The following is a 12,844-nucleotide window of genomic DNA, read 5'->3' on the forward strand; positions in this document are numbered from 1 at the left end:
CATGAACGCGGCCGGTAGGCTGTACCCCGCTCCACCCCGGGTGGCGCGAAGGTGGGTTGCCCGAGCGGCCTAAGGGAACGGTCTTGAAAACCGTCGTGGCGCGAGTCACCGTGGGTTCAAATCCCACACCCACCGCAGGCGTTGACGGCCCCCCGACCAGGTAATCGGTCGGGGGGCCGTCGTGCTGCGGGTCCCGGACGGGGGCCGGGGCCCGGGGGATGGGTCGGGGAACGGGGGAGGGTCGGGAACGGGGTTACAGCTCGTAGTCGCGAGCCAGTTCGTCCCACCTCACGTCCCGCAGCCCCGCTTCCGCGTCGCAGCCCGAGGGGAGTCGGGGCGTGGGCTGGAACCAGATCACCGTGAGGGCCGACCGGTACAGGATCGGGTCGTGGGACGGGTCGAGGGCCGTGGAGCGGAACGTTCCGACGCAGGCCACGGAGGGCAGCACCTCCACCGGTCCGAGCGCCCCCGCGTACTGGTCCGGGTACTCGCGCGCGGGCGGGACCAGATGGACCGGCGTACCCGGGGACGTCTGCTCGGCCGTGCGCAACACGTCCTTGATCCGAGTCTCGTTGAGCGGCTTGCAGGGGTAGCCCTCAGGCGTTCCTCCGTACGTCGAGGAGAGCCGCAGATCGCAGAGGTCGACGCTGCGGCCCGAGACCAACAGGACGCGGGCCAGCGACATCGTCGGCGCTGTGGGGCGGTGGTGCATCGAGCTCCCTGGATCTCACGGCCGACGCCGTTGGTGCCTTGCCACGCCCCGCGGGTCCTGCCGCGGGAGCGTTCTACGGTCGGTGCCCGGTCATCCGTGCCGCCGACGCGATCGTCGCGCGGGCCTCGCGTTCGGTCAGGCCGGTGTTGAGGGCCGCGTCGACGAGGGGGTCGACCAGGGCGGGGCCGATGCCGTCCTCGTAGGCGCGGCAGGCGGCCCAGAACAGGCGGGTGTTGCGCTGGCCCTCGTGCGCGGCGAGGACGAACTGGACCAGTCCCTGGCCGTGGTCGCCGGCCGACGGGGGCGCGGGGTGGTGGGTGCTGCGGGGCGGCGGGAGCAGCAGGCGGAGCAGGGCGGGCGGGCAGGCCGCGGGTGCCAGGTGGGCCGTACCGGGGGCTGTCGCGTACACGCCGTGGTCGGTGCGGGAGCCGGGCCCGACCAGGTAGCCGCCGGCGCCGCGGATGTCGATGCCGGGGGCGAGGCGGCCGGCCGAGTTGGGGACGACGACGTCGGGCGGGCCGCTCAGCCAGAGGTGGCGGCCGCCGCTGGGGGTCAGGACGACGACCGTGGCGGGGATCGTGAACAGGTGGCGCAGGGCCAGTTCGCGCAGGGCGGCCGAGGAGTCCGTACCGGATTTGGTGTCGAGGTCGATGCCGATGAGGTGGTGGGGCGGGAGACCGCAGGCGATGCCGTAGCCGGTCGCCCAGGGGGCCGCGGCGAAGAGTTCGCGGATGCGGGCGGGGTCGGTGGCGGCGTCGTACACCCCGTGACCGAAGCGGCCGCACTCGCCGTGGCAGGGCGGGGCCTCGGGGCCGTCGCGGTGTGGGGAGCGCAGGGCCGGGAGCTTGGAGCGGGACAGGGGGATGACGGCCAGGCCGCGTTCGGCGGCTGACAGGGCGTGGGCTAGGGCCAGCGTCGTGGCCTGCCGGTCTGTGGTGGCCATGGGTCTATCTTCGTACACCTGTTCGATAAAGGGAAGCGTATTCGGGGGCGACTCGCCAGGCGGTGCGGGTTGGCCGGAAAACTGCCGGAACGCTTCCCCTCTTGCGGCGCTTGGGCAGGTTCTGCCCGTACCACCCCGACCTGATGCTCAACGTCGTGAAAGGGGTTTATCGACTTTTCCTCACGCTTCAGGAGGAATGGTCGCTTCCAGGCTGGTTCGCCGGGGATTCGGTGGGCAACTCTGATCTCGCGACGTCGTGAACGACTCCGAGGCGGTCGGCCAACTGCCTTGGAAACAGAACAACTTGACGTACTTGACGTGCTTCCGGCTAGGAAGCCGGGTTCTGGAGGAACAACATGGCAAGCATCCGTACCGCCCGCGTCATCGCCACCGTCTCCGCCCTCCCGCTCGCCGCCGCACTCTTCACCGGCGTCGCGACGGCGGACAACGGCGGCTTCGCGGACGACGGATCGAACGCGGGTGTCGCGAGCGTCGTCGGCAGCGGCGTCGGTGGCACCAACAACGGCAATTCCTCGACCACACAGCAGAACGCGGTCGGCTCCGGTGCCTCGAACCAGAGCAACACCGCACAGGTCAACGGCTCCGCGTTCACGGCCATCAACCAGGGGAACGACAACACGTCCATCAACTTCACCCCACTGTGGTGGTGACCCGAGGGGGCCCGTGAACGGCGGCTCCGGCCGCCCGGCATCGGCCCGGTCTCCGAGGGTGTGTTCCGTGGGGGGCGAGACGTCTGCGCGGCGGTGCTTCGGCATCGCCGCGTAGACGTTTGGGGGGTGAGGGGGCCCGCCCGCCCGGGGGATCGCCGGTTGCGGCGTCGGGGCGTCGGGGTGTCGGGGCGTCGGGTGCCGGGGTGCCGGGGTGTCGGGGTGCCGAGGCCGGTCGGGATCAAGGGTGGTCGGTGCGGTCCCGTGAGGTCCGACCTGGCGTGGCCCGGCCTGACGAGGTCCGGCCTGGCGTGGTCGGGCGGTGGGCGTCCGCCTTGACAGTGCACCCGATCTGACGGACAGTCAGAAATCTTCGCGGAGCCGGTGGGAACCTCGGTGGCGGCAGCGGTGTACCAGAAGTGTCATGACGAAACGGGCGGGACGCACGGGCTACGAGACGAGGGGGAGGCCATGACCGACGAACTGGAGCAGCGGGACCGACTGGAGCCGCGACTGAAGGCGTACGAGGGCCGGGCCGCCGCCGTTTCCGGCACCGGCAAGGACCCGGTCAACGCGCCCATGATCCGGCACTGGTGCGAGGCCATGGGCGACACCAACCCGGCCTACATCGGCCCGAACGCCATCGCCCCGCCCACCATGCTCCAGGCCTGGACGATGGGGGGCCTCTCCGGCCATACGGGACGCTCGTCCGCCTACGACGAACTCCTCACCCTCCTCGACCAGGCCGGCTGCACCTCGGTCGTCGCCACCGACTGCGAGCAGGAGTACGTCCGTCCCCTGCGCCCCGGCGACGAGATCACCTTCGACGCGGTGATCGAGTCGGTGTCCTCCCGCAAGACGACCAAGCTCGGCACCGGGTACTTCGTCACCTCCCGCATGGACATCCGCGTCGGCCCCGAACTCGTGGGCACCCACCGGTTCCGCATCCTCAAATACGCGCCCACCCGTCCGCAGCGGCGGGACCAGCCGGAACGGCCAGGCCAATCAGGCCAGTTGAACCGGCCAGGCCAATCAGACCGTCGAGACCAATCAGATCGCCACGGTCAGTCGGATCGCCCAGGTCAGTCGGATCGCCCAGGTCGGCCCGGGCGGTCCGAGCAGCCAGGCCGGACGGGCGGACAGGGACAGCCGGGGCCGCCAGGACAGACCCCCCGCCGCCCCCGCCCCGTGATTAACCACGACAACGCCGGCTTCTGGGAAGGCGTCCACTCCCACCGTCTCCTCATCCAGCGCTGCACCGCCTGCCGCACCCTGCGCCACCCCTGGCTCCCGGGCTGCAACACCTGCGGCCACCCCGAGTGGGACACCGTCGAGGCGAGCGGCACCGGCACGGTCCACTCCTACGTCGTCATGCACCACCCGCCCTTCCCCGCCTTCGACCCCCCTTACGCGGTCGGCCTGATAGAGCTCACGGAAGGCGTGCGGCTGATCAGCAACGTGATCGGGGTGCCCTATGACAAGGTGCGCATCGGCATGCCGGTGCGGCTCGAATTCGAGGAGTACGACGCCGAGTTGGTGCTCCCCGTCTTCCGGGCCGAGGAGGGCGTGCCCGGGGAGATCGGGACCGTGAGCGCCCGGGAGGAGGCCTCCCATGCAGGTCGGTGAGCGGCTCCCGTCGCTGGAGATCCCGATCACCCGCACCCTGATCGTCGCCGGTGCCCTCGCCTCCCGCGACTACCAGGACGTCCACCACGACGCAGAACTGGCCCGGCAGAAGGGCTCCCCCGACATCTTCATGAACATCCTGACCACCAATGGCCTGGTGGGCCGCTACATCACGGACCACTTCGGCCCGACGGCCGTGCTCCGCCGCGTCGCCATCCGCCTGGGAGCCCCCAACTACCCGGGAGACACCATGGTGTTGAGAGGCGAGGTCGAGGGGGTCGAAGGCGGCACGGCGACCGTCCGTGTGGTCGGGGAGAACGGCGTCGGCAGACATGTCACCGGCACGGTCGTGGTCACCCTCCCGGAGACCACCGGCGCCGCGCAGGGAGGAGGCCCGGCATGAGCGTGCGCACGCGGGACACCCTCGGTGGGCGGGCGGCGATCGTCGGTATCGGGGCCACCGAGTTCTCCAAGGACTCGGGGCGCAGCGAGCTGACGCTGGCCGTGGAGGCGGTGCGGGCGGCGCTGGACGACGCGGGGCTGACGCCGGGTGACGTGGACGGGATGGTGACGTTCACGATGGACACCAACCCGGAGATCACTGTGGCCCAGGCCTGCGGGATGGGCGAGCTGTCCTTCTTCGCCCGCGTCCACTACGGCGGCGGCGCGGCCTGTGCGACGGTCCAGCAGGCGGCGCTGGCCGTGGCGACGGGCGTGGCCGAGGTGGTGGTCTGCTACCGCGCCTTCAACGAGCGCTCGGGGCGCCGCTTCGGCTCCGGGGTCCAGCACCGGGAGCCCTCGGCGGAGGGGGTGGCGCTCGGCTGGTCACTGCCGTTCGGTCTGCTCACCCCGGCCTCCTGGGTGGCGATGGCGGCCCAGCGCTATCTGCACACCCACGGCCTCACCCCGGAGGCGTTCGGGCAGGTGGCCGTCACCGCCCGCAGACACGCGGCGACCAACCCGGCGGCGTACTTCCACGGGCGTCCGATCACTCTCGCCGACCACGCCGCCTCGCGCTGGATCGTCGAACCGCTGCGACTCCTGGACTGCTGCCAGGAGACGGACGGCGCCCAGGCCTTGGTCGTCACCTCGGTCGAGCGGGCCCGGGACCTGCCGAACCCGCCGGCGGTCGTGGCCGCGGCGGCCCAGGGAGCGGGCCGCGCCCAGGAACAGATGACCAGCTTCTACCGCGACGACCTCACCGGCCTGCCCGAGATGGGCGTCGTGGCCCGCCAGCTGTGGCGCACCTCGGGGCTCGCTCCGGCCGATGTCGACGTGGGGATCCTGTACGACCACTTCACCCCGTTCGTGCTGATGCAGCTGGAGGAGTTCGGGTTCTGCGGAAGGGGGGAGGCGGCGGACTTCGTGGCCGAGGACCGGCTGCCGCTCAACACCCACGGCGGGCAGTTGGGAGAGGCGTATCTGCACGGGATGAACGGCATCGCGGAGGGAGTGCGTCAGGTCAGGGGGACGGCGGTGAACCCCATACCTGACGCACACCGCGTCCTGGTGACGGCGGGAACGGGGGTACCCACCTCGGGACTACTGCTCTCGACAGACGGCTGAGCCCCGGACCCCGACCCCTGCCCCCTCCGGGACAGCCCCGCCCCCGCACCGGCTCTGGCTGCGAGGATCGCGGACCCTCAGGGGTCATCCCGCAGTACCGCGGACCCCGCGCTCCACCCTCAGGAGGTGTAGCCACCCCCACCCCTACAACCTGAGGCGGAGTCGTCTTCGGGACCTGCGGCCGATCCGCCGCAGGTGTCCTCGCTCCTAGCGTGGAGCCATGACCACACCCGTCTGCACGAGCGTTTCGGACGCCGCAGTACCGGCGAGGCGGCCCCGCCCGCACGTGACGTATCCCTCGTTCTCGTCGTACGTGAAGGCCCGCCAGCCGGTGCTGCTGCGTACCGCACGGTCGTTGACCGCGAACCCGTGCGACGCCGAGGACCTGTTGCAGACCGCGCTCACCAAGACGTACGTGGCCTGGGAGCGGATCGAGGACCACCGGGCGCTGGACGGGTATGTGCGCCGGGCGCTGCTGAACACGCGTACCTCGCAGTGGCGCAAGCGCAAGGTGGACGAGTTCGCGACGGACGAGATCCCGGAGCCCGAGCCGGTGCCCGGTCGGGACGACCCCGCCGAGCAGCAGGCGCTGCATGACGCGATGTGGCGGGCGATCATGAAGCTGCCGGCCCGGCAGCGGGCGATGGTCGTGCTCAGGTATTACGAGGATCTGAGCGAGGTGCAGACGGCCGAGGTGCTCGGGGTGTCGGTGGGCACCGTGAAGTCGGCGGTGTCGCGGGCGCTCGGGAAGCTCCGCGAGGACCCCGAACTGGGTCTTGTGCGCTGACGGCGGTGTTGGTCTGGTCCGCGGGCCCCGGCCGACCGCGGAGGGTGACGGCGCGCGCGGCGTGATGTGATCGATCGCCGCCCCCTAGTGACATACCGCGCGGTATGTGAGCAGAATCAGCGCGACCCTTACCACCGCGTAGGCAATGTCGCCCCGGGAGGACGCCGTGCTGAGCACGATGCAGGACGTACCGCTGCTGATCTCGAGGATCCTGGCCCACGGGTCCAGCATCCACGGCACATCGCAGGTGACCACCTGGACCGGTGAGAGCGAGCCGCACCGGCGTTCCTTCGCCGACATCGGCACCCGTGCGGCCCAGTTGGCGCACGCGCTGCGCGAGGACCTCGCGGTCACGGGCGACGAGCGCGTGGCGACCCTGATGTGGAACAACGCCGAGCACGTCGAGGCCTACTTCGCGATCCCGTCCATGGGCGCGGTCCTGCACACCCTCAACCTCCGGCTCCCGGCCGAACAGCTGGCGTGGATCGTGCGGCACGCGGCCGACCGTGTCGTGATCGCCAACGGTTCGCTGCTGCCGCTGCTCGCCCCGCTGCTCCCGCACCTGAAGACGGTCGAGCATGTCGTGGTGTCGGGGCCGGGCGACCGTTCCGGGCTCGCGGGCGCCGACGTCCAGGTGCACGAGTACGAGGACCTGATCGCCGGCAAGCCGACCACGTACGACTGGCCGGAGCTGGACGAGCGGCAGGCCGCCGCCATGTGCTACACCTCCGGCACGACGGGCGACCCCAAGGGCGTGGTCTACAGCCACCGTTCGATCTACCTGCACTCCATGCAGGTCAACATGGCGCAGTCGATGGGCCTGACCGACGAGGACACCTCGCTGGTGGTGGTGCCGCAGTTCCACGTCAACGCCTGGGGACTGCCGCACGCGACGTTCATGACCGGCGTCAACATGCTGATGCCGGACCGCTTCCTCCAGCCCGCGCCCCTCGCCGAGATGATCGAGCGGGAGAGGCCGACCCACGCGGCCGCCGTCCCGACCATCTGGCAGGGCCTGCTCGCCGAGCTGACCGCCAAGCCGCGTGACGTCTCCTCCCTCACCCAGGTCACCATCGGCGGCTCCGCCTGTCCGCCCTCCCTCATGGAGGCCTTCGACAAGCTGGGCATGCGGGTCTGTCACGCCTGGGGCATGACGGAGACCTCGCCGCTCGGCACCATCGCCCGTCCGCCGGCCCATGTGGTGGGCACCGAGGCGGAGTTCGGGTACCGCCTCACCCAGGGCCGTTTCCCGGCCGGCGTCGAGGCCCGCCTCACCGGTCCCGGCGGCGAGCGCCTGCCCTGGGACGGCCAGTCCGCGGGCGAGCTGGAGGTCCGCGGTCCCTGGATCGCCGGCGCCTACTACAACGGCCCCGACGCCGAACCGCTGCGCCCGGCCGACAAGTTCAGCGAGGACGGCTGGCTGAAGACCGGCGACGTCGGCACCATCTCCGCCGACGGTTTCCTCACCCTCACCGACCGCGCCAAGGACGTCATCAAGTCCGGCGGCGAGTGGATCTCCTCGGTGGAGCTGGAGAACGCTCTCATGTCCCACCCCGACGTCACCGAGGCCGCCGTCGTCGCCGTCCCCGACGACAAGTGGGGCGAGCGCCCGCTGGCCACGGTCGTCCTCCGCGAGGGCTCCACCGCCGACTTCGAGTCCCTGCGCGCCTTCCTCGCCCAGGAGGGCCACATCGCCAAGTGGCAGCTCCCGGAGCGCTGGACGCTCATCGAGGCGGTGCCGAAGACGAGCGTGGGCAAGTTCGACAAGAAGGTCATCAGGAAGCAGTACGCGGCCGGCGAGCTGGACGTAACCAAGCTCTGACCCGTACGAGGAATCGTAAAAGGCGTACGCCGGGCAGGACACCCAAGTCCCGCCCGGCGTACGGCTTTCCGGCGCCCTAGTTCGTCCCGATCCGCGCCAGCAGATCCACGATCCGCGCCTGCACCTCACCACTGGTGGACCGCTCCGCCAGGAACAGGACCGTCTCGCCGGACGCCAGCCGGGGCAGGTCCGCCTGGTCGACGGCGGCGGTGTAGACGACGAGCGGGGTGCGGTTGAGCTGCCCGTTCGCCCGCAGCCAGTCCACGATGCCGGCCTGCCGCCGGTGCACCTGGAGCAGGTCCATCACGACCAGGTTCGGCCGGAACTGCCCCGCCAGCGCCACCGCGTCCGCGTCACTCGCGGCCCGCGCCACCTGCATCCCGCGCCGCTCCAACGTCGCCGTCAGCGCCAGCGCGATCTCCGCGTGCTCCTCGATCAGCAGCACCCGCGGCGGGTGCTGCTCGCTGTCCCGCGGCGCGAGGGCCTTCAGCAGGACGGCCGGGTCGGCACCGTAGGCCGCCTCACGCGTCGCCTGTCCGAGCCCCGCGGTCACCATCACCGGCACGGAGGCAGCGACCGCCGCCTGCCGCAGCGACTGGAGCGCCGTCCGGGTGATCGGCCCGGTCAGCGGGTCGACGAACAGCGCGGCCGGGAACGCCGCGATCTGCGCGTCGACCTCCTCGCGCGAGTGCACGATGACGGGCCGGTAGCCGCGGTCGCTGAGCGCCTGCTGGGTGGTGACGTCCGGCGCCGGCCACACCAGCAGCCGCCGCGGGTTGTCCAGCGGCTCCGGGGGCAGCTCGTCGTCCATGCGCTGCGGCCGCGGGGTGTCGGCGACCTCGACGGCCCCACCGGGACCGTCCAGCGGCTCGGGACCCTCGGCGGCGTTCTCGTCCGGTGCGCCTATGGCGTACGACCGTCCGGTGCCCTCGGTCATCTGTGCGAGCCGGGACTGCCCGGCCAGGGAGGGCTGCTGCTGCGCGACGGACTGCTCCGCCGTCGGATGCGGGCGCCCGGCGGCCGGGTCGGGCGGCGTGCCGAGCTTGCGACGGCGACCGGAACCGCCCGGCTGGTGCGGCGCGGGCGTCCCCGTCGGCTGCGGCTGCTGCACCTGGGCCGCCTGCCGGGTGAACGGCACACCCTGCCCCAGCGTCCGCACGCTGATGGCCCGACCCTGCGTGGAGTTCGGGTCGACGTGCGCCGCCGCCTCCGCGGGCAACGGCTGTGCCGCACGGGCCTGCGCGACCGCCTCGGGGGGCAGCGGAGTGCCGGGCGCGGGCGTGCCGGCGGGCTGCGGCGCGTTCGGTGGTACGACGCCGGTCTCGCCGGTCTGCGCCACGGCGGGGTTGTCGGCGGGCCACGGCCGGGTGCCCTGAGCGGCGGCGGCGTCCGCGGCCTCGGCGGCCATCGGGAGCGGCTGCCCCGCGGGGGCCTGCACGGGCGGCGCCTGGGCGGGCGGCACGGTCTGACCGGTGGCGTGCTGCGGGGCGGCCTGCGCGGGCACCGGCTGCGCGGTCTGCTGCGCCGGGACGTCCTGCGCGGGCGTCGCACCGGCCTCCGCCGGCGGAGTCACGGCCCGCCGACGCCTGCCGGTGGGCGCGGTCGTGGGATGCGGCTGCGGAGGGGTGTGGTCCCCGGACTGATCATGCGGTATGGCGTCATGCCGCCCGTCCTCCACGAGCCCCGCGGCGGACACGTCCTGCCCCGGGACGTGCACGGCCACCTGAGCGCCGGCGACCTGAGCGCCGGGGGCCTGAGCGTGGGCACCGGGGGCCTGGGCGGCCTGCGGGAGGTGCTGGGCCGGAGGATTCTGCGGGACCTGCGGGACCTGCGGGGCCTGCGCGGGTACGGCGACGCCACCGGGTGCCTGCCCGGGAAGCCCGGTCTGCACGGGAAGCTGCGCGGGGACCACGACCTGGGGGCCGGGCCCCTGAGCGGGTACGGCGACCTGCCCCGGGTGAGCGGGAGCACCGGGAACACCCGGGGCACCGCCCTGCGCCGGTACCTGTCCGGGCGCAGGGGCTTGCCCGGGCACGGCGACCTGCCCCGGAGTACCCGGCACGCCACCCTGCGCCGGCACCTGTCCAGGTACAGCGGCCACACCCGGCACGCCACCCTGCGGCGGCACCTGTCCAGGTACAGCGGCTGCACCCGGCACACCACCCTGCCCCGACACCTGCCCAGCCACGCCGGCCGACTGTCCGGCCATAACCCCCGGCTGCCCAGCCGTAACTCCCGGCTGTCCGGCCGTAACCCCCGGCTGTCCCGCCGTAACCCCCGGCTGCCCGGCGACCGCAGGCTGCCCCGCGCCCCCCGGCCCCACCGGACCGTTGCCCTCGTCGCCCCGGTCCGCGTCCGCGGGCGGGAGGGCGAACACCGCGCGGGGGGCGGCCTCCTGCGCGGCGGCCCGCTCGTTGGCGGCGGCCAGGGCGCGGCGCCGGCGTCCGGTCGGCTGGGCCGCGTCGTTCTCCGCGCCGGGCTCGCCGGACGCGACCGCGGGCAGCGCCGGCGGCAACGCGTGCTGCTCACCCGAGCCTGAGCCCGCGCCCTGACCGACACCGGACTCCGGCAGAGCCCGGTGTCCTCCCGCGGGCGCGGGCACGCCCTGCGGCGGCACCGTCCCGCCCAGGCCGCTCCCCGCCGCAGCGGTGCCCGCGGCATGCTCGGCGGCGGTGACGACGGCACCCTCGGCGACACCGGCGACACCGTCGGCACCCTCCGCAGGCCTCCCCCGCCGACGCCCGGTCCCACCGGAGCCGGAGCCGGAGCCGGAGCCGGAACCGGACTCCGCGTCGCCCGCCGCGGGAAGGGCGGGCGCCTCTCCCATACGCCTCCTGCGGCGCCCGGTGGGCTCACCGTCGGCCCCGTCGGAGTCACCGCCGTCGACGCCGGTGTCGGCACCCGGCCCCGCCGGCACCTCGCTGTCCAGGAACGCGTCGACGGAGGACCGGCGCGCCCGCCGCCGCCCACCGCTCTCGCCCTCGGCTCCCGGGGCGGCCTCGATGGCGGCCGGAGCAGCCGCCGCGACGGCCCCCGCGCCACCGCCGATGGGCACTTCGAGGACGTAGGCGTTCCCGCTCATCCCCGGCACTTCATGTGTCTGGAGCACGCCCCCGTGGGCGCGCACGATCCCGCGCACGATCGGCTCGTGCACCGGGTCGCCCCCGGCGTACGGCCCGCGCACCTCGATGCGTACGACCTCGCCGCGCTGCGCCGCCGCCACGACGACGGTGTTGTCGAGGTAACCGCCGGCGGAGACGGGCGAGTTGCCGGTCGCGTCGACGCCGGCGACGTCCGCGACGAGGTGCGCGAGGGCGCGGGCCAGCAGCGGCGGGTCGACCTCGGCCTCGATGGGCGGCGCGTGCACCGCGAACTGCACCCGCCCGGGCCCGATGAGCTCCACCGCCCCGTCGACACCGGCGGCGACGACGGCGTCGAGCATCACCTTCGTCCGCGTGATCGTGTCGGTGCCCGCGTCGAGCCGCTGGTAGGCGAGGACGTTGTCGATGAGCTGGGTGATCCGCGAGTACCCGGCGGACAGGTGGTGCAGCACCTGGTTGGCCTCGGGCCACAGCTGCCCGGCGTCGTCCGCGGCGAGCTTGGCCAGTTCGTGGCGCAGCTCGTCGAGCGGGCCGCGCAGCGAGGCGCCGAGCAGGGTGAGGAGCTGCTCGTGGCGTCCGGCGAGGGCTTCGTAGCGGTCCTTCTCGCGCTCCCCGAGGGAGGCGTACCGCTCCTCACCGGCGGCGAGTTCCTCCTCGTGCTGTTCCTGGAGTTCCTCGACCTCGGTGACGTGCTTCTGGCGCAGGGCGGTCAGCTCGGAGGCGTGCTCCTCGGCGAGCCGCTCCAGCTCCTGCGCGTGCCGCTGCTCGGCGGCCTCCTTCTCCTCGGCGAGCTGGTCGTAGGACCGCCGGTCGGTGAAGGTCATGACGGCGCCGACGAGCTGGTCGCCGTCGCGTACGGGCGCGGTCGTCAGGTCGACGGAGACCTTCTCGCCCTTCTTCGACCACACGACCTGCCCGCGCACCCGGTGCTTGCGCCCGGAGCGCAGGGTGTCGGCGAGCGGGGACTCCTCGTACGGGAACGGGGTGCCGTCCGCGCGGGAGTGCAGCATGAGCGTGTGCAGCTCGCGGCCGCCGAGGTCGCTGGCCCGGTAGCCGAGTATCTGCGCGGCGGCGGGGTTGACGAGCACGATCCGCCCGTCGGTGTCGGTGCCCACCACGCCCTCGGAGGCGGCCCGCAGGATCATCTCGGTCTGGCGCTGCGACCGCGCGAGCTCCGCCTCGGTGTCGACGGTCCCGGTGAGGTCGCGCACGACGAGCATCAGCAGCTCGTCACCGCCGTAGCCGTAGCCGTCGTAGGCCTGCTGGCCGTTCTCGAGGTTGGCGCTGGTGACCTCGACGGGGAACTCGGCCCCGTCGGTCCGGCGCGCGACCATCCGCGTGGGCTTGGTCCGCCCCACCGGGTCCATGTGGTCCGGCCGCCGCATGGAGCCGGGGATCAGCTTGGAGTCGAACTCGGGCAGCAGATCGAGCAGCCCGCGCCCGACCAGAGCCGTCCCCGGCGCCTCGAAGGCCTCGAGGGCGATGGTGTTGGCGTTCACGACGGTCCCGTTGGCGTTGACCAGGACCAACGCGTCGGGAAGCGCGTCGAGTATGGCTGCGAGGCGAGCAGCGCCTCGGGATGGCCTGCTGCTCACGAGACGCTTCCTCCCTGTTACCGC

General features: G+C 73.0%; 9 protein-coding genes and 1 tRNA gene. 7 read left to right on the plus strand and 3 right to left on the minus strand.

Going from position 1 to position 12,844, the window contains the following annotated elements:
• The first annotated feature begins 50 nt into the window (after nucleotides 1-50).
• Nucleotides 51-135, plus strand: a tRNA-Ser gene (locus ACZ56U_RS08805).
• A 118-nt stretch (nucleotides 136-253) separates the two neighbouring features.
• Here ACZ56U_RS08805 and ACZ56U_RS08810 read toward each other — a convergent pair.
• On the minus strand, nucleotides 254-712 hold the full coding sequence (locus tag ACZ56U_RS08810) for a hypothetical protein (RefSeq protein ID WP_469083315.1): 459 nt from the start codon (nucleotides 710-712) through the stop codon (nucleotides 254-256).
• Nucleotides 713-785: 73 nt separating this feature from the next.
• Nucleotides 786-1,655 (minus strand): bifunctional DNA primase/polymerase, encoded by an 870-nt coding sequence (locus tag ACZ56U_RS08815; protein WP_469083316.1) that lies wholly within the window; start codon nucleotides 1,653-1,655, stop codon nucleotides 786-788.
• A 356-nt stretch (nucleotides 1,656-2,011) separates the two neighbouring features.
• Between ACZ56U_RS08815 and ACZ56U_RS08820 the strand changes: the two genes are divergently transcribed.
• The 6 genes from ACZ56U_RS08820 (at nucleotide 2,012) to ACZ56U_RS08845 (ending at nucleotide 8,124) form a co-directional block, all read left to right on the plus strand.
• Nucleotides 2,012-2,326 carry a hypothetical protein gene (locus ACZ56U_RS08820; RefSeq protein WP_469083317.1) on the plus strand — a complete coding sequence of 105 codons (315 nt, stop codon included), beginning with the start codon at nucleotides 2,012-2,014 and terminating at the stop codon, nucleotides 2,324-2,326.
• Between the two features lie 468 nt (nucleotides 2,327-2,794).
• Nucleotides 2,795-3,949 (plus strand): bifunctional MaoC family dehydratase N-terminal/OB-fold nucleic acid binding domain-containing protein, encoded by a 1,155-nt coding sequence (locus tag ACZ56U_RS08825; protein ID WP_469083318.1) that lies wholly within the window; start codon nucleotides 2,795-2,797, stop codon nucleotides 3,947-3,949.
• Nucleotides 3,936-4,352 carry a MaoC family dehydratase gene (locus tag ACZ56U_RS08830; protein WP_469083319.1) on the plus strand — a complete coding sequence of 139 codons (417 nt, stop codon included), beginning with the start codon at nucleotides 3,936-3,938 and terminating at the stop codon, nucleotides 4,350-4,352. The genes ACZ56U_RS08825 and ACZ56U_RS08830 overlap by 14 nt, the downstream gene beginning before the upstream one ends.
• Nucleotides 4,349-5,515: a lipid-transfer protein gene (locus ACZ56U_RS08835; protein WP_469083320.1), complete on the plus strand. Its 1,167-nt coding sequence runs from the start codon at nucleotides 4,349-4,351 to the stop codon at nucleotides 5,513-5,515. The genes ACZ56U_RS08830 and ACZ56U_RS08835 overlap by 4 nt, the downstream gene beginning before the upstream one ends.
• Before the next feature lie 220 nt (nucleotides 5,516-5,735).
• Entirely contained in the window at nucleotides 5,736-6,302 is a 567-nt protein-coding gene (locus ACZ56U_RS08840) for a SigE family RNA polymerase sigma factor (RefSeq protein WP_391233569.1), read from the plus strand.
• Nucleotides 6,303-6,447: 145 nt separating this feature from the next.
• Nucleotides 6,448-8,124 carry a long-chain fatty acid--CoA ligase gene (locus ACZ56U_RS08845; RefSeq protein WP_469083321.1) on the plus strand — a complete coding sequence of 559 codons (1,677 nt, stop codon included), beginning with the start codon at nucleotides 6,448-6,450 and terminating at the stop codon, nucleotides 8,122-8,124.
• A gap of 76 nt (nucleotides 8,125-8,200) precedes the next feature.
• Here the strand turns inward: ACZ56U_RS08845 and ACZ56U_RS08850 are convergent, their stop codons facing one another.
• Nucleotides 8,201-12,820, minus strand: coding sequence for a PAS domain-containing protein (locus ACZ56U_RS08850; protein ID WP_469083322.1), 4,620 nt, complete (start codon nucleotides 12,818-12,820; stop codon nucleotides 8,201-8,203).
• Nucleotides 12,821-12,844: the final 24 nt, after the last annotated feature.

Source organism: Streptomyces sp. NPDC034103 (genome assembly GCF_055575395.1).

Excerpts from the sequence above, each read along its gene's own strand:
- ACZ56U_RS08810 (WP_469083315.1), bottom strand. The coding sequence starts at position 712 with ATGCACCACCGCCCCACAGCGCCGACGATGTCGCTGGCCCGCGTCCTG.
- ACZ56U_RS08815 (WP_469083316.1), bottom strand. The coding sequence starts at position 1,655 with ATGGCCACCACAGACCGGCAGGCCACGACGCTGGCCCTAGCCCACGCC.
- ACZ56U_RS08820 (WP_469083317.1), top strand. The coding sequence starts at position 2,012 with ATGGCAAGCATCCGTACCGCCCGCGTCATCGCCACCGTCTCCGCCCTC.
- ACZ56U_RS08825 (WP_469083318.1), top strand. The coding sequence starts at position 2,795 with ATGACCGACGAACTGGAGCAGCGGGACCGACTGGAGCCGCGACTGAAG.
- ACZ56U_RS08830 (WP_469083319.1), top strand. The coding sequence starts at position 3,936 with ATGCAGGTCGGTGAGCGGCTCCCGTCGCTGGAGATCCCGATCACCCGC.
- ACZ56U_RS08835 (WP_469083320.1), top strand. The coding sequence starts at position 4,349 with ATGAGCGTGCGCACGCGGGACACCCTCGGTGGGCGGGCGGCGATCGTC.
- ACZ56U_RS08840 (WP_391233569.1), top strand. The coding sequence starts at position 5,736 with ATGACCACACCCGTCTGCACGAGCGTTTCGGACGCCGCAGTACCGGCG.
- ACZ56U_RS08845 (WP_469083321.1), top strand. The coding sequence starts at position 6,448 with ATGTCGCCCCGGGAGGACGCCGTGCTGAGCACGATGCAGGACGTACCG.